Raw genomic sequence first — 21,989 nt, 5'->3', positions numbered from 1 at the left:
CGCGGGTCGTGGCGGAGGCGGTCATCGGCTCGACCCACGCCCTGCGCGTAGTGCCGCACCGGCGCGCACGCGCAGCCGTTCCAACGCCATGCCCGCGATCCGCACGTCACCGACGGCGACATCCGCAGGCGAGAGCAGCCGCGGACAGTCACGGGCCAGACGATGATGGAAACGCAGCAGTTCGGTGAGTTTGCTGACCGTGGAGGTGCGGCTGCACAAATTGAACGTCGAGTCCCGCCAGGCGGCGGCGACCTGCGGCAACCCGAAGAACAAGCCGAACTGGCCGACGCGGGCGAACAGGTCGACATCCATCGGGAACACCAGGTCCCCCCGCAGCCCGCCGACCCGGTCGAAATGCTCACGCCGGAACATCGCCGCGGCGGTGGGCCCGAAATCGGCGGGTCCGCGCCGCACGATGGTCCGCGCCAGCGCCCGCGGACTGTGCACCCCGGCCAGACCGGGCAGGCCGAGATCGGTTTCGACCAGCTCACCCTGTTCGTCGATCACCTGGAACCGCGTGGAACTGATCGCGAAAGACGCATCGCGCATCACCTCCACCTGCGCGGCCAGCGAGCCCGGCAGCAGGATGTCGTCGGCGCACACCACTTTCACCAGTGCGCCGGTGGAGTGGCCGATCGCGCGATTCCAGTTGTCACCGATCGGCAGGGTGGTCTCGTTGCGTTCGACCCGCAGCCGCGGGTCGCCGAAGGAAGCCGCGATCTCGCCGGTGGCGTCGTCGCTGGCGTTGTCCAGCACCACCAACTCGAAATCCAGATCCTGATCCAGGATCGAGCGCAGAGTCTGTTCCAGGGTCCGTTCCGCGTTGTAGGCGGGGACACAGACCGAGACGAGCGTGTTCACAACGCCCTCCCCGCCACCGGTTGCGCGTCGTCGACTCCGAACCAGCGGCCGTCGAGTTGCGGGTAGCGCTCGGCGACTTCGGCGAGCAGGTCGGGCACGGTCAGCAGCACCCGGTCCGGGCGTGCGGCGACCAGGTGTTCCGGCGAGATGATCGGGATATCGGTCCCGGGCATCCGCCGCCGCTGTTTGGCGGGCGAGGCGTCGGCGACACCGGCCAGCAGCGCACGATCGATCCCGGCCCGGCACAGCAACGCCACCGCCCGCGAGGCCGCCCCGTAGGCATACACCCGCGCACCGCGGGCGGCTTCGGCTTCCAGCGCCGCGCGCAGCGCCGCGCCCTGCCGGTCGGCCGCGCGCTGCAGTCCGCGCACCACCTGCGGGTCGCTCACCGTCGCCTCACGCTCGAGCACCCGCGTCACCGATTCACCGGCCCGCGCCTGCCCCGGCACGGCCGCGATCAGCACCGTGCCGCCGTAGAGATCGAAGTCCCACGCACGCACCACCGACAACCCGGCCGCGGACAGCATGTCCCGCAGGACCCGCAGGCCGTAATAGGCGAAATGCCCGTGCCGCAACGCATTCCATTGATCCCCACCGACAATCGTGTGCAACGGATGGTACTGCACCAGCAGCACCCCACCGGGCGCGGTGGCCGCCGCCCGCTGCGCGAACGCCGCCCGCTGATCGCGTTCGTGCATCAACCCGAAACAGTCCAGCACCACATCGGCGACCCCGCCGGTGATGCCGTCGACCGCGGTGAACCCGCGCGCGGCGAGCAGATCCAGCCAGCTGCCGCCGTGCGGGCTGCCGAACTCGCGCACCGTGCGCCCCCGCAGCAACCCCGCCGCCGCGACCCGGGCGACCGCGTCGGCGGCCTGCTCACGCAACGCCCGCGGCTCCACCCCGCGCGGTTCCTCGGTGACGGTGTCATCGCGCTCCAACTGCGCCAGGCCGCAGCCCCGGCACAACAGCATCGCCAGCGGATACCCCGCCTCGGCCGGGTCGTAGGGCTGTTCGACCGGCGGGAACCAGTCCGCGGCAGGCATCGCCCCCAGATCCAGCACCGTCTCCAACGCCGCGCCGCCGCACGCCAGGCAGATTCCGCTCATGGCACCATCACCGGGTGCGCATCCAGACCACCGAACTCGCCGATGTCGAGCTGCTGATCCCCGAACCGTTCCACGACGAACGCGGACTGTTCACCCGCACCTTCGACGCCGAGGTCTTCGACACCGCTCACGGCGCCGGCGCGGCGGCACGCTTCGTGCAGGACTCCCAGTCCCGGTCGCGGCGCGGTGTGGTGCGCGGACTGCACGGACGCCGCGGAGCAGGCGAAGCCAAACTGGTCCGCTGCTCCCACGGCGCCGTGCACGACGTGCTCGTCGACATCCGCCCCGGCTCGCCGACCTTCGGCCGCCATCAGGCGTTCCGCCTCGACGACACCGACTTCCATCACCTCTACGTCCCGCCGGGCTTCCTGCACGGCTTCCAGGCGCTGACCGGCACCGCCGACGTCTGCTACCGCATCGACCGCCCGCACGACCCGGCCGAGGACCTGGCGGTGGCCTACGACGACCCCGACCTCGCCGTCGCATGGCCGCTGCCGGTCACCGTGATCTCCGCCCGCGACCGCGCCGCGGGCAGCTGGCAGGAGCTGATCGACTCCGCACACCTCACGCACCGGCCCTGACCCGGCGCAGCTCGGCGTCGACCGCACCGGATTCACCCAGCGCCCGCAGCCGCGCCAACCGCACGAACCGGCCCGCGAAATCCTGCGCGGTCAATCCGCGCGCGATGTACTCCCGATACAGCTCCTGCGCGCCGTCGGCGATGCTCCAGCGCGCCTGGAACCCCAGCTCCCGCCGAGCCGCACCGAAATCCACCCGATAGGAACGCGGATCGGCGCCGGACTCCCCGGTGATGACGACCTTCGAGCCGGGCACCACCGCGGCCACCGCCTCGGCGATCTCGGCGACAGTCCGGTTGTTGACCTCGGTGCCGATGTTGTAGGCGCGCCCGGAAATCGTGTCCACCGGCGCCTCCAAGCACACCGCGAACGCCTCGGCGATATCGGCGGCATGCACCAGCGGACGCCACGGCGTGCCGTCGGAAAGCACCTTCACCACCCCGTCGAGCACCGCGTGCCCGACCAGATTGTTGAGCACGATGTCGGCGCGCAGCCGCGGCGAGAACCCGAACGCCGTCGCGTTGCGCAGGAACACCGGCGCGAAATCGGCGTCGGCCATCGCCAGCAGATCGTCCTCGACACGCACTTTGCTCTGCGCGTAAGGGGTCAGTGGACGCAACGGCGCGGACTCGTCGACCAGCCCGTCACCGGCGGCGCCGTACACCGAGCACGTCGAGGCGTACAGGAACCGGCGCACCCCGGCGTCCTTGGCCAGCCGCGCCAGGCGCACCGACGCGTGATGGTTGATGTCGTGGGTGATCTGCGGGACCAGCGCCCCCAACGGATCATTCGACAGCGCCGCCAGATGCACCACCGCGTCGACACCGGTCAGATGCTCGGCCCGCACGTCGCGCAGATCCAGCGCCACCCCGGGCGGATCGGCGGGTTCACCGCCGAGCACGCAGTCGGCGAAATATCCGGTGTCCAAGCCGACGACCTCGTGCCCGCGCGCGGCCAGCACCGGGGTCATGACCGTTCCCAGGTACCCCTGGTAGCCGGTGACCAGAACACGCATCTGCTACGCACCTCCGAAATCGACGATCAGTTTGTCCACCACGAAACCCTCCGCGTACCCGGCGTGGCATTGCACGCCCCGCAGGCGCGCGAGACCGAGGAACGACTCGTCGTCGAACCAGTCCCGGTGGGCTTGGGAGCGATAGCACCGCGCCAGCAGTTCGGCTTTGCGCCGGGCGATCTCCGGGGTCACCGGATGCAGCACGTTCGGGCGCGGGGTGTCGGTCTCCCACTTGAGGATCTCGTAGCCGAACACCGCGTGGTCGCGGAACTCGGTGGGCACCAGCTCGGCCAGCAGACGGTGGTCCTGGTGGGCGTCGGCGCGCTGCGGCGCGAACACCAGCTGCGGTTCGACGCCTGCCCGGAACGCCGCGAGTGCGTCCTTGATCCGGTCCCAGTGCGCGGGCGCGCGCCCGTCCGGCACGTCGAGCACGGTCAGTTCGAGATCGGCTCCAGGGCAGAAGGATTCGAGCGCGTGCCGTTCCTCGGCAGCACGGTCGGTGCCGCCGCCGGAGAGCACCAGCGCACGCACCCGCAGGCCCGGGTTGGCGGCGGCGACGGTCAGCAGGGTCGCGCCCATGCCGATGGCGATGTCGTCACAGTGCGCACCGAGCATCGCGATCTCGGTGAGCCGCGACGGGGTCAGTGTGATCACCGCGCCGGACGCTCCCACACCATCCACGGCCGCTCGCCCCGGACGTATCCGGCGTCGAGCTCGGCGCGTTCCTTGAACGTGTCGGCCGGTTTCCAGAACCCGAAGTGCTGGTAGCCGAACAGCCTGCCCTGGGCGGCCAGCGCCCCGCAGGCGTCTTCGACCAGGTCCCCGTTCTCGGGCAGGTGATCGAAGATCTCCTGGGTGAGGACGAAGAACCCGCCGTTCTCCCATATCGGCAGCTTCGCGACCGGGGTGATGTTCTTGATCTCCCCGCCCGGCAGCACATCCACGCAGTGGAACGACGACTGCGGCGGCACGATCATCATCGACGCCGCGGCCTCCGAGTCCCGGAACTTCTCGACCATCAGGTCCAGGGGCGCGTCGGTCAGCACGTCGGAGTAGTTCGCCAGGAACATCTCGTCGCCGTCGAGGTACGGGCGCACCCGCCGCAGCCGCTCCCCGATCGCCGATTCCACCCCGGTGTCGACGAAGGTGATCGTCCAGTCCGCGATGTCGGAACCCAGCAGCTGCACCTCGCCGCCACGGATGACGAAGTCGTTGGACATCGTCTCCCGATAGGTGAGGAAGAAGTCCTTGATGTGGTGAGCGCCGTAGCCCAGGCACAGGATGAACTCGGTGTGCCCGAAGTGCGCGTAATAGCGCATCACATGCCAGATCAGCGGGCGCGGACCGACCAATTGCATCGGCTTGGGCACGCCGTCGCCGTCACCGGAACGCATCCGCATGCCGTACCCGCCGCAGAAGAGCACGACCTTCACCGCGCACCGACCTCCATCGGCTCGACCACCCGCACCGTGGGCATCGGGAACACCAGCCGCCCACCCCACGCACCGATATGGGCCAGTTGCGCGGTCAGCTCCGCCTCCAGATTCCACGGCAACACCACCACCACATCCGGACGGTCCGCGTCGATGCGTTCGGGAGCGTGGATCGGAATGCGGGTACCCGGGGTGAACCGGCCGTGCTTGTAGGGGTTGCGATCCACGGTGTACTCGAGCAGATCCGGGCGGATACCGCAGTAGTTGAGCAACGTGTTGCCCTTGCCCGGCGCGCCGTAGCCGACAACCCGTTTGCCGGCCGCTCGCTGATCGAGCAGAAACCGCAGCAGATCCTGCCGCACCGCTTGGGCGCGGGTGCGCAGCACGTCCCATCCGGCGACGGTGTGCAGACCCGCAGCGGCCTCGGCCGCGAGCACCCGGCCCACCCGCGCCGTCGGCTCGGCGACCGCCCGCGGGCGCGCCCAGATCCGCAACGATCCGCCGTGGGTGCCCAACTCCTCGACGTCGGCGACGGCCAGACCGGCCGTGGCCAGCGCTCGCTGCGCCGAATCCAGCGTGTAGTACTGGAAATGCTCGTGATAGATGGTGTCGAACTGTCCGTGCCGCACCAGATTCAGCGCGTGATGCACCTCGATGGAGATCCACCCGTCCTCGGCCACCAGCGTGGCCAGCGCACGGGTGAATCCGAGCAGGTCCGGGATGTGCGCGTAGACGTTGTTGGCGACCACCAGGTCCGCGGGCCCGTGCTCGGCACGCACCTGTCCGGCCAGCTCCGGGTCCAGAAACCGGGTCAGCGTCGGCACACCAGCCTCGCGCGCGGCCGCGCCCACATTCACCGAAGGCTCGATACCCAGGCACGGCACGCCCGCCTCGACGACGTGACGCAGCAGGTAGCCGTCGTTGCTGGCCACCTCCACCACGAACGATTCGCCACCGAGCCCCAGCCGCGCGACGGCGCCGGCGACGAACTCGCGCGCGTGCCGCACCCAGGAATCGGAGTAGGAGGAGAAGTAGGCGTATTCGGTGAACGTCTCTTCCGGGGTGATCAACGCCGGGATCTGCGCCAGCAGGCAGTCCTCACACACCCGCAGATGCAGCGGATAAGTGGGTTCGGGCCGGTCCAGCTCATCGGCGGACAGGAATTTCTCACACGGAGGTGTGGCTCCCAGGTCGAGCACACTGCTCAACCGAGAAGAGTCACACAGACGACAACGCAACACCGGGCTCCACTCGAAAACAAACCTAACCGTCGGCGGCGCCCCGCAGCCCGAGAAGCGACTTCTCTGCCGACCCCGGAAAGCTAGCACTCGCACGCCGAATCCGCGAGTCGTCCGTTCGATCGATGCTCTTTACCGCCCCGGCGCAGCACACCAGCAGTTATCGATCCGGCCGCCCGGTCACGCCGAGAATTCGCCACCGGAGCCCGGCCCACCCCTTTCGAGCGCATACGCGTATACCCCGACCAGACCCCGTTACACTGTGATCTCGATCGCACCACTTGTGCCCAACGCCGTTATGTGGCAATACTTTCGCAACAGATCGGCCCGGCTTCGAATCGTCTCCGCATGGCGTCGCCGGACGTGCTGTCACAGGCAGGCATTCCGCCCCTATTTTCGGGGGCTGGAATACGACGGTTCAAGGTTCAAGCTAGGTATTTCTCTCGATGGTCCTCGATCTCACCGGCACCAACGGTGCCGTAGATCTGCATTTCTCCCGTCCGGGTGAGCGTGACCGCTGGCGCGCGAACTATCTACGCCGCCTCATCGCCACCGACACCCTCGTCGTCACCGCCGCGGTGCTGCTCGCCCAACTCGTCACCGTCGGCACCGGCCCCACGAACCTGCTGACCTGGACACCCGACCGCACCGTCGCCGACACCGCGCTCTCGGTCGCGATCGCCCTGGCGTGGTCGATCGGCCTGGGCTGGAACGACTCTCGCTCCCACCGCACCGGCGTCGTCGAGGAAAACCGCAGACTGGCCGGCGCGACCCTGCGAGCATTCGGCGTCACCGCCATCATCGCCGTCGTCACCGATCTCGGCGCCGTCCGCGACTACATCCTCGTGGCCATGCCACTCGGCCTGCTCGGCCTGGCACTGACCCGCGCGTTGTGGCGCGGCCACACCACCCGCCACCGCGCCCTCGGCCGCTACCGTCGCTCGGTGCTCGTCGTCGGCGGCGCCGACGCCGCCACCGCCATCGCCACCACGCTGGCCCGCCACCCCCACTACGGCTACGACGTGGTCGGGGTGTGCACCTCCACCGGCGCCGACCCGGCCGAACCGGCCACCCTCACCGTCGCCGGACGCGAGATCCCCGTCGCCGGCGACGACCGGTCGGTGCTGCGCGCCGCGCGGCGCACCGAAGCCGACACTGTCGTGGTCATGGCCACCGACCGACTCGGTCCGCGCGACATCCGCCGCCTGGCCTGGGATCTGGATTCCTTCGGCGTGGAGCTGATCGTCGCGCCCGGCGTCATGGACATCTCCGGCACCCGCATGTCCGCGCAACTGCTCGGCGGCATGCCCATGCTGCACATCGAACGCCCCCAATACGACCGCGCGCTGTCGCTGAGCAAAGCGGTGTTCGACATCTGCTTCGCCACACTGGTGGTGACACTCATCTGCCCGCTGCTGCTGGCCATCGCCGTCGCGGTGAAATGCACCAGCCACGGCCCGGTGTTCTACCTGTCCGAACGGATCGGCATGGACGGCAAGCCGTTCCAGATGATCAAGTTCCGCAGCATGTACGCCCACGCCGACCGCAAGGCCGACTCGCTGATCAGCGCCAACGGCGGCAACCCGCTGTTCTTCAAACTGAAGAACGACCCCCGCGTGACCCCCATCGGCCGGTTCCTGCGCAAATACAGCCTCGACGAGCTGCCCCAGTTCTTCAATGTCCTGCGCCGCGACATGAGCGTGGTCGGCCCCCGGCCACAGGTGCGCCGCGAAGTGCACTCCTACGACGGCATCATGCGCCGCCGGCTGCTGGTGCGCCCCGGCATCACCGGCCTGTGGCAGGTCAGCGGCCGCTCGAACCTCTCCCCCGAGGAGTCGGTGGAGCTGGACATCTCCTATGTCGAGAACTGGTCGATGGCACTGGATCTGTCGATCATCACCCGCACCCTGCACACCGTCGCCAAGGGCGAAGGAGCCTACTGAACCGGCCGCGGCCACCCGGCGGACTGCATCGACCCGCGGCGTGACCACGCCGTCCTGGTCTCGCCGCGCCCGACACCGGCGAGCGCGAACTCCGCCGCCCCCAGCACGATCAACGCGGCCCCGCCCGCCCAGCCGAGCGCCGCCGTCGATTCCAGCGGAACGATCAGCAACACCACGCCCACCACCGCCGTCGCCACCCCGGACAATTCGTGGCGTCCCGGATCGGACAGCTGGTCGTCCCACACCGACACCATCGCCTGACTCACCCCTCGGAACGTCAGCCCCATCCCCAGCCACATCGACAGCATCGGCACCGAATTGCCGCCCTGCGCACACACCACCGCGAGCATCACCGTCAGCGCCGCGCTGATCACCAGCAACCCACGCAACGGCCACGCGAACCGCGCCCCCGCCGCGAGGACCACCTGAACTCCCGCGCTCAGCGCCAGATACCCACCCACCAGCAGCTCGAGCATAGGAATCGATTTACCGGGCCACAGCGCGACCACGACCCCCAGCACCAAGGACGCGGCGCCGAGCACCAGCATCGCCTCCCGCCCACCGCGGACCTGCGACGCGACCTGCCTTCCACCATAGTTATCAGGCATAACACCATGATAGAAGCGCGCGAGCCGACCCGGCGGCACCTTCGCGACACCGGCACGTCGCCTGATCCGCGCTGGTGCAACAATTCCCGCACAACGGGACATACCGCTGCACTCGGCTGCGCCGTCGATCCCGAGGGCGGACAATGACGAAATGCCCGAGTTCTTGCCGGGGACAATCGATCCCGCCAGGTTCACCACCGCGCAACCGACACTGACCGGCGCGGACGGCCTTGCGCTCCGCCCCTGGGCCGACACCGACGCACCCGCGGTCTTCGAGGCGTTCCAGGACTCCGCGATCCGCCGCTGGCATGTGCGCACCGCCGAATCGATAGAGCAAGTGCGCCAGTGGATCCCCCACTGGCGCTCGGCCTGGACCCTCGGCCGAGGGCAGTGGGCCGTCACCGTCGAAGGCGAGCCGGCCGGCCGGATCGGTCTGCGCCGCACCGATCTCGCCGAAGGCGTCACCGAGCTGGCCTACTGGACGATGCCCGCCTGGCGCGGCCGGGCCGTCGCGCCGCGCGCCGCCCACATCCTGACCCGCTGGGCCTTCGACGACATCGGTTTCGACCGCATCGAACTCACCCACTCGGTGCTCAACGAACCCTCCTGCCGAGTCGCGGGCAAGTGCGGGTTCCTACTGGAAGGAACCCTGCGCGGGGCAGGCCGCCACCACGACGGCCGCCACGACATGCACATGCACGCACGCCTGCGCACCGACTGACCCACACCACCCGGCGAGGCCGCAGTGTGGCGTCGTGGACGTGGTACCTGACGAGCCATTCGTCAACTGTAGGTTGACGATCACCCTCATCGTCAACTATTAGTTGACGATAAGGTGAGAGTGCAGTGCCCTGCTCTCGCCGACAACGGACCGATCCAGGAGTGGCAGTGATGGCTGGAGAGAACGCGGCGCCGGGTGCCGCCGGGACAGAGATGAAGCGAGTAGTGGTCGTGGGCGCCGGTATCGCCGGCCTGGCTGCTGCGCTGCGGATGCACCAGCACGGTTGGGATGTCGTCGTGGTCGAGCGTGCTCAAGCCCGGCGCAGCAGCGGCTATCTGGTGAATCTGCACGGACCCGGATACGACGCCGCGGAGCGGCTCGGACTGGTACCGACGCTGGCTTCGCGTGACATCGGGTTCTTCACCTCGATCCTGGTTCACGCGGACGGCCGGGAAAAGTTCACGATTCCGGCCGCCGTCGCACAAGCCGCTGTCGGGAATCGGGCACTGAGCCTGTTCCGCGGCGATCTGGAGTCGGCGCTCTACCACGCGGTGGCCGATCTCGCCGACATCCGTTTCGGCACCACCGTGCAGGCAGTCACCCAGGATGCCGACGAAGTCGTCGCCACCCTCAGCGACGGCACCTGCCTGCGAACCGACCTGCTCATCGGCGCCGACGGCGTGCACTCCCGAATCCGTGAACTGGTATTCGGCCCCGAGGCCGACTACCAGGTGGACCTGGGCCACATGGTAGGAGCATTCCCGCTCGAACAGGTTCCCGAGCACGTACCGGAAGGTGCCGGCACGACCTTCCTCGGACCCCGGCGCACAGCCGCGGTGATGAACCTGGGGCCGGGTCGGTCCTCGGCGTTCTTCACCTACCGCAGCGCCGATCCGAACGCGGAACTGGCCCTCGGCCCCGCAACCGCGCTCACTCGAGCATTCGGAGATCTCGGCCGAGGCGTCGCCGATGCCCTCCGCCAACTCGAGGCCGACCCTGCTGCCGCCTACTTCGACTCGGTCGGCCAAGTCGTCATGGACCGCTGGAGTCGCGGCCGAGTCGTTCTGCTCGGCGACGCAGCCTGGTGCGTCACCGTATTCGCCGGCTACGGGGCGGCCCTCGCCCTCGACGGCGCCGACCGGCTCGGCGCCGCCATAGCAGCCCACAGCGACGACATCTCCACAGCACTGGACTCCTGGGAGACGTCGTTGCGTCCCGAAGTCCGCAAACGACAGGCATTGGCCCGCAAAGGAATGAGCCGATTCGCCCCACCGTCACGCGCGCACGTCTGGGCGGGCGAACTCATGCTCCGCGCTATCCAACTCCCCGGCATCCGCGGCCTGGTCCGACGCTCCATCCAACGCGCCAACAATTAGGCAGGTGCCCCCGCCGCGCCCTCCCCGATCAGGCCGGATCAGCCGTGCCGACCGAGCGCCGTTGCGCCAGTAGCTCGTCGAGCTGACGTTCGGCGCGTTCGGCGCGGGCGAGAGTCTGGGCACGCGCGTCGTCGAGAGCGGTGATCCGTTGCGCCGCTTCGGCACGTGCGCGTTCGAGGGCTTCCACAGCCTCCGCGCGCTGGGCTGTCAGCGTGGCCTCGGCATCGCGGCGCGCCTGTTCGGCTTCGGCGCGGACTCGATCGAGGTCACCCCGCACGCGATCGAGTTCGCCTCGCAGACGGGCCATTTCGGCGCGGTTCTCCTCGAGCAACTGCTGCCGTTCGATGGCGATCTGTTCGGCGCGGGTGACGGCGCGGTCGGCGTCGGCGGCGCGCTGCACCGCCAGGTCGCGTTCGGCGGCCGCAGCGGTGATCTGCTGGGCGGCTTCGCGGCGCACCTGTTCGGTCTCGGCCGCAGCCTTCGCCCGCGTGGCCTCGATGTCCTGCTGGGCCTGTTGCCTGACCCGCTCGATCTCCCGCTCGGCGTCCCGACGCGCGGCCCTGATCTGCTCTTCGGTCTCGCCGCGGAGGGCGAAGATCTCTTCGGAGGTGCGCGCCACCACCTGTTCGACTTCCCGCAGGGCCTCTTCCCGTGCCGAGTTCGCCTCGGCGACGAGCTCTTCGGCTCGCTCGGCAGCGGCCGCGGCGTCATCGGCGGCGGCCATCGCGCCGCGCCGTTCCTCGTCGGCCGCCCTGCGCGCCTGCTCGGCCGCGGCGGCGGCCATCTCCGCTTCGGCGATCCGTCGGGCGGCGTCGGCCTGCACGGCCTGCACCTGCGCTTCGGCCACGGATGGATCAGCGAGCGTGGACAACTCCGCCACCGCCGCACCGAGCGTGGCGTTCAGTTGGTCGGCCAGATTCCGGAACTGGGTGAGTAGTTCGTCGGCGCGCAGCCGCGCAATCGTCACCGGACCCTGTTGCGTCACAGTGACGGTTGCCTCCGGCGCCTGAGCTTCCTGCTGGAGTCGTTGACGCTCGCGCCAGGCACGCCATCGGGTGTGGTCGGGGTGATCGCAGTATTCCGATGGCCGACCGGGTCCGCCGCCGCGAGTGATCGGTCGATGACAGCCGGGGTAGTTGCACACGCTGGACACCGGTGAATCGTAGCGTTGTTTTCGTTGGTTGCAACGTATTACGACGGAATCATCCCGCCGTTGCCGATCAAGAGACTCCCGATGCCTGACCTCCGATAAGTGAACGTTATCGGGGGTCAGACGGGAAGACGGCGTAGCACTCGCCGGACCGACGGGCCGCCGACGATCGATACCGTTGGCATTACGTTGCGTTGGTGACACGAAACAGAAAGCGACGTATCCCGGTCGAAAAACTGTGTTCGGTGGTACGGCAGTGCCAAACGAGCCGTCAGAGCCGAAAAGGCGACGCCCGTTGTCGAATCCGCCCGCGCTACTTCCGCGAACACGCCGATCCCGCCTGTAAAGACCACAGCCACCCCGGAATCGGCGTCCCACGCAGACGTCCTCACTCCAGGCAGAATCAACTGGGTGACGGCCGGGCCGAATGGCCACCGAGGACCACCACCTCGCCTTTCGCGCGGCGAGGCGACCGGAGGGAAGCGCGAGAATGACCGAGACAGCGCCCGACACCCGCTCCACGACCCCCTGGCATCTCTGGGGCGTCGGCATCGCGTCCGTCTTCTTCTACGGTGTCGGCGCCTACGACCACACCATGGCCCTGAGCGAGAACAGCGCCTACTTCCGCGCACAGAACTACGACAGCGAACAGATCCAATACTTCACCGACTACCCGCTGCTCCCTGCCGTCTTCTGGACCGTCGGCGTCTGGAGCGCGCTCCTGGCCGCGATCCTGCTGCTCCTGCGCAACCGATGGGCCGTCTCGGCCTCGATCGCCGGACTACTGGGCCTGCTGATCCTCGATGTGCTCACCTTCGGATTCCGCGACCGCTGGCAGACCCTCGGCCCGCAACTGGCACTGTTCGACCTCGGAGTCCTCGCCCTCACCACAGGATTCGCCGTCTACTGCCGGGCCATGAAGTCGCGGGGCAGCCTGCGCTGAACCCACCGAAAACGCCTGCCCCGAACCGGGCACGGGACCGGCGTCGCCGCCTCGATCGACGGCCAGACGCCACAGCGAGGTGACTTCCGCCGCCCGGGCGGTGTGCAGCGGGTCCGCGGAATCCCGCGCTCGCGGATGCCGCGGCACGGTGTCGATCCTGCCCACCACGCGCAGGTTCGCCGCCTCGATGGCGGTCAGCAGCTCGCCACGCGTCCTGAGCCCCAAGTGCTCGGCCAGGTCCGAAAGAACAAGCCAGCCTTCACCTTCCGGCGCGAGGTGAGCGCCGAGCCCGTCCAGGAAGCCGCGCAGCATATCGCCGTCCGGGTCGTAGACACCTTGTTCCACGGCGGAGGTGGGCCGGGCGGGAATCCAGGGCGGGTTGCAGACGACCAGGTCCGCGCGGCCGCCGGGATAGAGGGCAGGGCCGACGACATCGACGCGCTCGGTGAGGCCGAGCCTGCGGATGTTCTCGCGCGCACAGGCCAGAGCGCGCGGGCTGATGTCGGTGGAGACCACATGGTCGATGCCCCGACGGGCCAGGACGGCGGCAAGCACTCCGGTCCCCGTGCCGAGGTCGAAGGCGGTGCGTGGCACATCCCGGCTCCACTGAACCGGCAGCGGCGCCTGGGCGACGAGATCCACGTATTCGCCCCTGACCGGGGAGAACACACCGTAGTGCGGGTGGATACGCGCATCGAGATCTCGAACCCGCACACCCTTGACACGCCACTGGTGCGCGCCGATCACGCCGAGCAGTTCGGTGAGCGAGACGGCCATCGGCTCCGACGACGGCCCGTACGCCTCGGTGCACGCCAGCCGGACATCAGGAGCTCGGCGCAGGTCCAAGCGATATTCTTCGTCCAGCAGCACGAGAATCCTGCCCAGCACGCGCGCCCGGTGATTGCGGGACCGGCGATGCAGGTGGAAGGACTCGGCCGGGCTCCGGCCACCGACCACGGATTTCCGGTCGACGCGGCGGCCGAGTGCCTGCAGGAGTTGACGGGCGTTGTGGAAGTCGCCCCGCCACAACATGTCGGTGCCTTCGCAGGCCAGACGGTAGGCGGTGTCGGCTTTCATACGGTCGTCCGCGCCGACCACCACCCTGGGCGGCTGCGTGGCGCTCTCGGAATGCCAGCGGACGCAACGGGCCGTGTTCGTCTCGGTCCAGTGAATCCTCGACACCGGGCACTCCTCGTGATCGAACGTGCGGAAACGTGATGATCACTTCGACGAGGAGCAGGAACAACGACGCGCGCGACGGCGCGGAGCACATCAGGACCAGCTCTTTCCCAGAGATGACATACCAGGCTCCCACAGTCCTGACACCGCGGCCAAAACCAGCGGCAGGCACCCCTTCCACTACACCCATTCCAACAACCGCACAACCCAGCACTGGTAGCCGACGCCGCCGCGGCGGCGACCCGTCTACGCGTAGGCTTCGGGAGAGACCGAGATCAGCTCCCCACCGGGACGACGACAAGGAGACGCCGTGCGGATCGGAATCCTGCTGAACGAACACGCCGGACCCGACAGCCTGCGCCTGTTCACCGACGAACTGCGCCAGGCCGCCGACGAAGGCTTCGATTCGGCATGGCTGCCGCACGTGTTCGGCCTCGACGCACTCACCGCACTCGCCATCGCGGGCAGCCGGGTCCCCGAGATCCCCATCGGCACCGCCGTCGTCCCCACCTACCCGCGCCACCCCGGCGCGCTCGCGCAGCAGGCACGCAGCACCGCTCTCGCCGTCGGACCCGACCGGCTGACGCTGGGCATCGGCCTGTCCCACAAGATCGTCATCGAGAACATGTACGGCCACGACTTCGGCCGCCCCGTCCGGCACATGCGCGAATACCTCGAGGTGCTGACCCCGCTGCTCGAGGGCAACCCCGTGTCGTTCACCGGGGAAACCGTCACCGCCAACCTGGCGCTCACCGTGCCGAACGAAGACCACGTCCCCGTCCTCGTCGCCGCGCTCGGCGAACAGATGCTGAAACTGGCCGGACGCGCCACCGAGGGCACCATCCTCTGGATGACCGGCCCCACCACCATCCGCGACCACATCGCCCCCACCATCACCGAAGCCGCCACCGCCGCCGGCCGGCCCGCCCCACGCATCGTCTGCGCCCTCCCGGTCCTGGTCACCGACGAACCCGACGCCGCACGCGCACGCGCGGGCAAGGTCTTCAAGATGTACGGCACACTGCCGTCCTACCGCGCCATGATGGACCGCGAGGGCGTCGCCGGACCCGCCGACATGGCGATCGTCGGCACCGAAGACCAGGTCGCCGAACGTATTCGCGGGGTAATCGACGCGGGCGCCACCGAATTCGTCGGCATCGTCTTCGACGGCGGCGAAGCCGCGGGACGTACCCGCAAGCTGCTCACCAGCTTGAAGTCCTGACATCGGCCCGAGCCGCAGCGTTCCGCCGCCGCTCGCGCTGCCACGTCCTCGACCGGCGTCCGCCACGCCGGTCGAGGACGCACCCGGGATGCGGGCCGCACGCCCCATACACTCGAACCCATTGCGTGCGATGGTGATCGGTGAAGGAGAGCAGGTGACGACAGAGGCGGCCGTCGTCGTCGCGATGCCGGAATCCGTACGCGGCGAACTACGGCGCGGCGTAGGCAGCGTCCTCGTCGACGCCGCCGCACTGCGCCAGGTGCGGGAACGGTTCGACGACGGGCAGGCCGGCGCGCTGGGACGCTACCTCGAGGCATCGCAATCACCGAACACCTTGCGGGCCTATCGCAGCGACTGGATCGCGTGGGCCGCGTGGTGCGCGGGCGAAGGCCGCCAGGCGCTACCGGCCGAACCGCTCGACGTCGCCGTCTATCTCGCGGCCGCCGCCGACGCCGAACGCGAGGACGGCGGCTGGGCCTTCAGCCCCGCCACCCTCGAACGCAAGTCCGCCGCCATCGCCGCCGTACACGCCGCCAACGGCCTCGCCTCCCCCACCCGCTCCGACGTCGTGCGCCTGACCCTGCGCGGCATCCGCCGCACCAGGCGCACCGCCCCCACCAGGAAACGCCCCGTCCTGCTGCACACCCTCGAACAACTCCTCGACGGCCTGCCCGAGCCCGGCTGGCCCACCGAACCCGCCCGACGCCGCGACGCCCTCGCCCTGCTCGTCGGCTTCGCGGGCGCCCTCCGCCGCAGCGAACTCGCCGGGCTACGCATCGGCGACATCGTGGTACGCACCGACCACACCACCGGCGAGCCGATGCTGCTCATCCACCTCCCCGCCACCAAAACCGACCCCACCGGCGCCGCCGAACACCGCGTCGCCCTCCCCCGCGGCCGTCACCCACGCACCTGCCCGGTCTGCGCCTACACCGACTGGCTACGACTGCTCGAAAACCACTACCGCGGAGGAACACTCGCCGTCCGAGAATTCTGCACCCGCCCACGCGACGGCGAGGCCATCCACCGCTGCCACGGCTTCACCGGCCTGCCCACAGAACGAGACGACGATCCCCTGCTCCCCACCATCACCCGCCACGGCGGCATCGGCGAGCGCCCCATGTCCGGCCGCGCCGTCGCCGAACTCGTCAAACGCTACGCCGCCCGCGCCGGACTCGACCCCGCCCTCTTCTCCGGCCACTCGCTACGCGCCGGCTTCGCCACCCAGGCCGCGCTCGGCGGCGCCAGCGACCGCGAGATCATGCGCCAAGGCCGATGGTCCAACCCCCGCACCGTCCACGGCTACATCCGCACCGCCGATCCGCTCCAGGACAACGCCGTCACCAAACTCGGCCTCTGATCAGCGGACACGGCCTTCTGCCGTCACCGACAGGCTTGCACGGTGCGCGACTGAAGGGGCCCGGCGCACCCGTGCCCGCGCAGCGTCGTCGACCGAGACCACCGACCCGTTCACCGCGCAGCCGAGTGGACGCCACTGCTGTCGATCAAGCCGTCCAGCCGACGCCGCATCTCACCGATCTCCCGTTGCTGCGCGTCCAAACGCCTGGCGACGGAGTCCAGCGACGCGCGCAGATCGGGGCACATCTCCAGCGAAGTCCCGTGATCGCCGGTGCGCGCGCACTCGAGGTACCGCACGATGATCGAGGACCCCAACCCGGCGGCGATCATCGCCTGGATCTGCGCCACCCGGACGACGTCGGCTTCGGCATAGACCCGATACCCGTTACCATCGCGGGTCGGATGCAGCAGCCCGCGATCTTCATAGTGGCGCAACGCGCGCGCACTTACCCCGGTCCGCTCCGCGAGCTCACCGATCAGCATGTCGACTCCTCTCCGGTTTGACCTTCACGCCGACGTGAACCCCTACCCTCTGCCGACATGACAACAGCGACAACCCGGCAGCGCGCCTCGATCATCCACGGCTACAGCGCGACCCCTGACGACCACTGGTTCGGCTGGCTCGCCGGAAGACTCGACGCGAAAGGCATCCCGGCCACCGTGCCCGCCCTCCCCGAACTCGATCCCTACATCGGGGACGGCTGTGACATCACCGGTCTTCGCGACCGCGTCGACCGGCTGAGGCTCCTGCGTTCGGACGCAGACGTCTTCGTCCCCGTCGCTCACACCGACCGGCTGGCCGGACTCCTCGGAACCACCGCATCCGTCGTCCCCGGCGCCGGTCACTTCCTCGCCTCCGACGGCGTCACTGCACTACCCGAGGTTCTCCACGCGATCGGCTGACGACAGGCACAAGGGCGCTCGGGCTCAGGTCTCGTCCGAGCGCCGCAACTCGAACATCCGGAACTCCCGCCCACCCGACAGCTCGCACTCCATCGCGTACCCGGGCCAGACACGCACAGCGTGCTCCCACAGTTCCTTCCGGCGCGGACCAGTCACCTCCACGACCCGCACACGGAACCGCTCACCACCCCGGTGCACGACAGCGGTCTCGGCAGCGCGCAGGTTCGCCGACCACATCGGATGGGTCGGCTTTCCCCAATTCGATCCGATGACGAGACAGTCCGCGCCCAGCGGCACGTACAGCAGCGCCGTCGTGCGCGGCATGCCGGTCTTGCGGCCGGCCACGGTGAGCTCCAGCGCGGGCAGACCGGCCAGGTCGAGCACGCCCATCCGGCCGCCGCTCACCCGCCGCAGCAGGCGTTCCAACCACATCACCACCGGCGCGGTGCGCATCACCCACCGCCACTGCGCAAGACGCCGGGCGATCCTGGGCAACGGGTTCGCGGACATCTCGCCATCTTGGCACGATCACCCCCGCCGCCGGGCGCCGCACGCCGCCAACCGGGGAATCCTCCCAGGAATGGGTAGCATCGACTCACGATGATCACGGTGGCCACCTGGAATGTCCTGCACCGCATCCACGCCGACAACTGGGGCGAGGAGGCGCCACGGCAGTGGCCCGACGAAGCCGCGCGCATCACCGCGATCACCGAGTGGATCGCAGGCAGAACCGAACAGATCATCGCGTTGCAGGAGGTCAGCGGCGACCTGCTCAACAGCCTGCGGATCGCGCTACCCGACCGCGCCGTTCTGTTCTTCCGCTATCCGCGCACGCCCACGCCGCGGCGGGTTGCGGCCGAACTCACCGAGCCCGCCGAGTACTTGGTACTCATCCTGGACCAGCCTGGCAGGGAGGTCGCCGCCCGAGCGTTCCGCGACGATCCGGGCAAGGGCATTCTCGCTGTGAAACTCGGCGAACTGATCGTCGTGGCAACACATCTCAGCGGCGCAAGACGCAATCGCGGCCAGCTCGACCGCCTGGCCCGCTTCGCCCGCACCCACAGCGGATCGCCCATGGTGATCCTCGGCGACTTCAACACGTCCCGAGAAGCGGTCGCCGGCCACCTTCCCGAGTTCACCATCGCCGAATTCTCCGACTCCGCACTGCCGACGCGCCCGCGGCCGATGCCCAGCCGCTCCCGCGATATCGACCATATCGTCGTTCGCGGACTCACCGTCGTCGACGCCGATGTCGACGACAGCGGCGATCGCTCCGACCACAACTATGTCCACGCCACGGTGACTGTCGACGCGACCCTGTAGACAATCTCGGTGCCGTCGTCGATATCCGCACCGCCTGCCGTCCTTGCTGCTTTTTTGGTGAGTGTTGTCGGTGGTCGGGCGTTATTGGTGATGGGGAAAAAACATGTTTAGATGCGCATATCTACGTATCGAGATGTAGATTCGGTAGATCCTTTCTTCGAGCATCAGGCGTTCCGGTTGAGCCGAAATCGATTGGCCGTCAATGGAATTCCGGAACCGGTTCTCGCCGCACTCTCCCGAGCGGAATACTCCCCTACAGTGAACCCACTACCCCACCGGCACCGGAGCCCGAGGCCATTCGCCGCACTCCCCCACGCCGGAACAGGAGCACGATGCATTCTCGACGCCGGCTGACTCTCGTCGGCCTCACCACCGCGTTGGCCCTTCTCGTCGCCGGGAATCCGGGGGCCGCGAACAGCCTCCCCGCCCCGGACGCGGTCGCACCCATGAGTGCGGACTTCCTCTGGGGCGTCGCGTCTTCCGGGTTCCAATCCGAGGGCGACGCGCCCGACAGCAACTGGTCGCGTTACGTCGCCCAGGGCAGGACCGAGGATCCCTATCTGAACTCCGTCGATTTCCACGGCAGGTATCGCTCCGACATCGCGCTCGCGGCCGGGCTCGGGGTGAAGGTGTATCGCATCGGCGTCGAATGGGCTCGGGTACAGCCCGCGCCGGGCGCGTGGGACGAGCAGGGGTTCCGGTTCTACGACGATGTGATCGCGGCGATCCGGGCCGCGGGCATGCGGCCGATGATCACGCTGGACCACTGGGTGTATCCGGGCTGGCAGGCCGATCGCGGCGGCTGGGGCGATCCGGGGATGGTCGAGGCCTGGGTGGCCAACGCGCGCCGGGTGGTCGACCGCTACGCGCAGGCCGACCCGCTGTGGGTGACGTTCAACGAGCCGATGGTCTACCAGGTCAGAGAGGTGACCTACGGCGGTCTCGCGGCAGGCGACGCGCCCACCATGCACGACCGGATCGCGCAGGCGCACAACGCGATCTACGACCACATCCACGCCGTGCAGCCCGGCGCGATGGTCACGAGCAATGTCCCCTACATCCCCGCCGTCGAAGATCTGCTCAACAAGCCGCTGCTGGACAAGATCGGCGCCAAGCTCGACTACATCGGGATCGACTACTACTACGGCGTCTCACCCGACGCGCTGGCCGGCGAGTGGAGCATCGCCGAACTCTGGAAGAACCCGCTGCACGCGGAGGGCATCTACTACGCCCTGCGTCACTACGCCCGCGCCTTCCCCGGCAAGCCGCTCTACATCGTGGAGAACGGGATGCCGACCGACAACGGGCAGCCGCGCGCCGACGGCTACAGCCGCGCCGATCATCTGCGCGACACCGTCTACTGGCTGCAACGCGCCGAAGCCGACGGCATGAATGTGATGGGTTACAACTACTGGACCCTCACCGACAACTTCGAATGGGGTTCCTACCGCGCGCGATTCGGCCTCTACACGGTCGATGTGCACACCGACCCGACGCTCACCCGCAAGCCGACCGATGCCGTGGCGGCCTACCGCGAGATCACCCGGGCCGGCGGCGTGCCCGCGGACTACCGGCCCACCCGCGACCCGCGTCTGTGCTCGCTGGTCGACGGTGTCGCCAGCTGTCTGGAACCGGTCGGCGTCCCTCGATGAGGTGACCGGCGCGGGTCAGGCGCGCTTGCCGAGGCGCACGGTGGATTCGGGGAAGTCGTGCGCCGCGGGGCGTTCGTCGACGTGATGTGTGCGGGCGACCAGCGCCGACCGCAGGTACCAGAGGCCGGCCGGCTTGGTCGGGTCGAAGGCGATGAGCTGACCGATCCGTCTGAGCCGGTAGTCGACGGTGTTGGTGTGCACATGCAGCAGCCGCGCGGTGCGTTGCCGGTTGAGATTGGTCGCGATGTGCACGCGCAGTGTCTCCAGCAACTCCGGGTAGTCCTCGAGCGGATCGAGCAGTGAGCCGAGGAATTCCAGCGCCGGGCCGGGGCGGGTGAGCTGGTACTCCAGCGCCAGGTCGGTGAACCGGTACAGACCGGATTCGCAGTGCATCCGATGCACCATGTCCAGTAGTTCGTGCGCCTGATCGGCGGCTTGCGGAATCCCGGCGGGCGCAGCCGAGACGACAGTCGCGCGCACCGGCACCTGCGCCGCCGCCGACAATCCGGCGACGAGTTCGTCGAGGTCCTCGTCCGCGCAGGTGGGGACCGGAATCAGAACGGTGCCGCCGTCCACGCTCAGCAACGACAGCGCGGTCTCGCCGCACCTGGTCGCGAGTTCGGCCTGCAACCTGCGCAACTTGCGCCTGGCCACGACCCCCGCGTCCAGCGCCGGATTGTGTTCGTCACGGTGCGGCGGAATCGCCAACGCCAGCACGTGATATTCCTCCGACAGCGGAATGCCGCACTCGCGCACCATCGTCGAGGTGCTGTTGCCCGCGAGCAACGCCGAAGTGAGGGTGTGCGCGGCCGTGTGGTGCTCGCTGACCACCGCGCGCAGTTCGCGCACATAGGCCGCGGAGACGGCCGCGGTGATGGTGTCCAGGATTTCCATGAACCGGCGCGCCACGTTCACCAGGCTCTGGTAATCCTGTGCGCTGGCCTGCGATTGGATCACCTCGAAGCTGAGCTTGAAGCCCTCGTGGATCGCGTGCTGGATGGTGTCGATCGGGATGCCCTCGCGCGCCCAGCCCGCCGCGGCGCCGGCCACGCTCTCGATGTCCTCGCCGATTTCGTCGCCGTCGAGCATCCGCATCGCCAGTTGCAGGCAAACCCTGGTCACCGCTGTCACGTCACCGCTGAGCGCTTCGCCGGGCAGAGTCCCGCAAGGCGCGACATTCTCGACGAAGTGACCGACCATCCGGCGCGAAATCGTGCGAACATCCCTCAGATGTGTGGACGCGGGCCTGCCGGAGACGATCAGATCCGGATCGGCAGTGGGTGGTGGGGTCATGGAGATTCCTTCCGCCCGAGTATCGCAGCGATTCAACCTAACGGCCCTCGCGCGCGCATCGGCCGGGTACCGACAGTGTTTGT

Annotated in this window: 21 protein-coding genes and 1 pseudogene; 10 read left to right on the top strand and 12 right to left on the bottom strand. The window is 68.8% G+C overall.

Annotated elements, in window-relative coordinates:
* Positions 1-21: 21 nt before the first annotated feature.
* Together NS3_RS16940 and NS3_RS16935 are read right to left on the bottom strand one after the other, a co-directional pair.
* Positions 22-861, bottom strand: coding sequence for a glycosyltransferase family 2 protein (locus NS3_RS16940; RefSeq protein ID WP_067860759.1), 840 nt, complete (start codon positions 859-861; stop codon positions 22-24).
* Positions 858-1,970: a class I SAM-dependent methyltransferase gene (locus NS3_RS16935; RefSeq protein ID WP_067860757.1), complete on the bottom strand. Its 1,113-nt coding sequence runs from the start codon at positions 1,968-1,970 to the stop codon at positions 858-860. Before NS3_RS16935 ends, NS3_RS16940 begins: the two co-directional genes overlap by 4 nt.
* 14 nt (positions 1,971-1,984) lie before the next feature.
* Between NS3_RS16935 and rfbC the strand changes: the two genes are divergently transcribed.
* Positions 1,985-2,551, top strand: a complete 567-nt coding sequence (gene rfbC, locus NS3_RS16930) for a dTDP-4-dehydrorhamnose 3,5-epimerase (RefSeq protein WP_067860755.1) — start codon at positions 1,985-1,987, stop codon at positions 2,549-2,551.
* Here rfbC and NS3_RS16925 read toward each other — a convergent pair.
* Genes NS3_RS16925 through NS3_RS16910 form a run of 4 tightly spaced genes read right to left on the bottom strand, consistent with a single transcriptional unit; the run spans position 2,535 to position 6,234 of the window.
* A complete protein-coding gene (locus NS3_RS16925) occupies positions 2,535-3,563 on the bottom strand; it encodes an NAD-dependent epimerase/dehydratase family protein (RefSeq protein WP_067860753.1) in 1,029 nt (342 codons plus the stop codon). The two genes, rfbC and NS3_RS16925, sit on opposite strands and share 17 nt — an antisense overlap.
* A gap of 3 nt (positions 3,564-3,566) precedes the next feature.
* The gene (locus NS3_RS16920; protein ID WP_245649661.1) at positions 3,567-4,217 is read right to left on the bottom strand and encodes a PIG-L deacetylase family protein; all 651 of its coding nucleotides are present in this window, start codon (positions 4,215-4,217) and stop codon (positions 3,567-3,569) included.
* On the bottom strand, positions 4,214-4,996 hold the full coding sequence (locus NS3_RS16915) for a glycosyltransferase family protein (protein WP_067860751.1): 783 nt from the start codon (positions 4,994-4,996) through the stop codon (positions 4,214-4,216). The genes NS3_RS16920 and NS3_RS16915 overlap by 4 nt, the downstream gene beginning before the upstream one ends.
* Positions 4,993-6,234, bottom strand: a complete 1,242-nt coding sequence (locus tag NS3_RS16910) for a class I SAM-dependent methyltransferase (protein WP_067860938.1) — start codon at positions 6,232-6,234, stop codon at positions 4,993-4,995. The genes NS3_RS16915 and NS3_RS16910 overlap by 4 nt, the downstream gene beginning before the upstream one ends.
* Before the next feature lie 446 nt (positions 6,235-6,680).
* Between NS3_RS16910 and NS3_RS16905 the strand changes: the two genes are divergently transcribed.
* Positions 6,681-8,177 carry a sugar transferase gene (locus tag NS3_RS16905; protein WP_067860749.1) on the top strand — a complete coding sequence of 499 codons (1,497 nt, stop codon included), beginning with the start codon at positions 6,681-6,683 and terminating at the stop codon, positions 8,175-8,177.
* On the opposite strand, the gene NS3_RS16900 is transcribed toward NS3_RS16905, so the two are convergent.
* The gene (locus NS3_RS16900) at positions 8,171-8,785 is read right to left on the bottom strand and encodes a DUF308 domain-containing protein (protein WP_067860747.1); all 615 of its coding nucleotides are present in this window, start codon (positions 8,783-8,785) and stop codon (positions 8,171-8,173) included. The two genes, NS3_RS16905 and NS3_RS16900, sit on opposite strands and share 7 nt — an antisense overlap.
* A gap of 151 nt (positions 8,786-8,936) precedes the next feature.
* Between NS3_RS16900 and NS3_RS16895 the strand changes: the two genes are divergently transcribed.
* Both NS3_RS16895 and NS3_RS16890 read left to right on the top strand, forming a co-directional pair.
* A complete protein-coding gene (locus tag NS3_RS16895) occupies positions 8,937-9,506 on the top strand; it encodes a GNAT family N-acetyltransferase (protein ID WP_067860745.1) in 570 nt (189 codons plus the stop codon).
* Positions 9,507-9,676: 170 nt separating this feature from the next.
* Positions 9,677-10,882 (top strand): FAD-dependent oxidoreductase, encoded by a 1,206-nt coding sequence (locus tag NS3_RS16890; RefSeq protein ID WP_084495656.1) that lies wholly within the window; start codon positions 9,677-9,679, stop codon positions 10,880-10,882.
* Positions 10,883-10,910: 28 nt separating this feature from the next.
* On the opposite strand, the gene NS3_RS16885 is transcribed toward NS3_RS16890, so the two are convergent.
* Positions 10,911-11,849 carry a coiled-coil domain-containing protein gene (locus tag NS3_RS16885; protein ID WP_245649660.1) on the bottom strand — a complete coding sequence of 313 codons (939 nt, stop codon included), beginning with the start codon at positions 11,847-11,849 and terminating at the stop codon, positions 10,911-10,913.
* Positions 11,850-12,522: 673 nt separating this feature from the next.
* Between NS3_RS16885 and NS3_RS30095 the strand changes: the two genes are divergently transcribed.
* Positions 12,523-12,975 (top strand): hypothetical protein, encoded by a 453-nt coding sequence (locus NS3_RS30095; RefSeq protein WP_245649659.1) that lies wholly within the window; start codon positions 12,523-12,525, stop codon positions 12,973-12,975.
* A gap of 63 nt (positions 12,976-13,038) precedes the next feature.
* On the opposite strand, the pseudogene NS3_RS16880 reads toward NS3_RS30095, so the two are convergent.
* Positions 13,039-14,157: pseudogene (locus NS3_RS16880) on the bottom strand (methyltransferase); the annotation flags it as partial.
* A 307-nt stretch (positions 14,158-14,464) separates the two neighbouring features.
* On the opposite strand from NS3_RS16880, the gene NS3_RS16875 reads away from it, so the two are divergent.
* A complete protein-coding gene (locus NS3_RS16875; protein ID WP_067860741.1) occupies positions 14,465-15,376 on the top strand; it encodes an LLM class F420-dependent oxidoreductase in 912 nt (303 codons plus the stop codon).
* 184 nt (positions 15,377-15,560) lie between these two features.
* Positions 15,561-16,736: a site-specific integrase gene (locus NS3_RS16870; protein ID WP_373865318.1), complete on the top strand. Its 1,176-nt coding sequence runs from the start codon at positions 15,561-15,563 to the stop codon at positions 16,734-16,736.
* A 110-nt stretch (positions 16,737-16,846) separates the two neighbouring features.
* Here the strand turns inward: NS3_RS16870 and NS3_RS16865 are convergent, their stop codons facing one another.
* Positions 16,847-17,218 carry a MerR family transcriptional regulator gene (locus NS3_RS16865; protein ID WP_067860737.1) on the bottom strand — a complete coding sequence of 124 codons (372 nt, stop codon included), beginning with the start codon at positions 17,216-17,218 and terminating at the stop codon, positions 16,847-16,849.
* A 57-nt stretch (positions 17,219-17,275) separates the two neighbouring features.
* Between NS3_RS16865 and NS3_RS16860 the strand changes: the two genes are divergently transcribed.
* Positions 17,276-17,638 carry an RBBP9/YdeN family alpha/beta hydrolase gene (locus NS3_RS16860; RefSeq protein ID WP_067860735.1) on the top strand — a complete coding sequence of 121 codons (363 nt, stop codon included), beginning with the start codon at positions 17,276-17,278 and terminating at the stop codon, positions 17,636-17,638.
* Between the two features lie 24 nt (positions 17,639-17,662).
* Here NS3_RS16860 and NS3_RS16855 read toward each other — a convergent pair whose 3' ends face one another.
* On the bottom strand, positions 17,663-18,148 hold the full coding sequence (locus NS3_RS16855; RefSeq protein ID WP_067860732.1) for a nitroreductase family deazaflavin-dependent oxidoreductase: 486 nt from the start codon (positions 18,146-18,148) through the stop codon (positions 17,663-17,665).
* 90 nt (positions 18,149-18,238) lie between these two features.
* On the opposite strand from NS3_RS16855, the gene NS3_RS16850 reads away from it, so the two are divergent.
* Positions 18,239-18,961 carry an endonuclease/exonuclease/phosphatase family protein gene (locus NS3_RS16850; RefSeq protein WP_067860730.1) on the top strand — a complete coding sequence of 241 codons (723 nt, stop codon included), beginning with the start codon at positions 18,239-18,241 and terminating at the stop codon, positions 18,959-18,961.
* Between the two features lie 332 nt (positions 18,962-19,293).
* On the top strand, positions 19,294-20,613 hold the full coding sequence (locus NS3_RS16845) for a family 1 glycosylhydrolase (RefSeq protein WP_067860728.1): 1,320 nt from the start codon (positions 19,294-19,296) through the stop codon (positions 20,611-20,613).
* Positions 20,614-20,628: 15 nt separating this feature from the next.
* Here NS3_RS16845 and NS3_RS16840 read toward each other — a convergent pair whose 3' ends face one another.
* Positions 20,629-21,906, bottom strand: coding sequence for a PucR family transcriptional regulator (locus NS3_RS16840; RefSeq protein ID WP_084495650.1), 1,278 nt, complete (start codon positions 21,904-21,906; stop codon positions 20,629-20,631).
* Positions 21,907-21,989: the final 83 nt, after the last annotated feature.

This window comes from Nocardia shimofusensis NBRC 100134 (assembly GCF_001613125.1).
Taxonomy (GTDB): domain Bacteria; phylum Actinomycetota; class Actinomycetes; order Mycobacteriales; family Mycobacteriaceae; genus Nocardia; species Nocardia shimofusensis.
The sequence above is the reverse complement of the archived record's forward strand: the minus strand, read 5'-3'. Positions and strand labels throughout refer to the sequence as shown.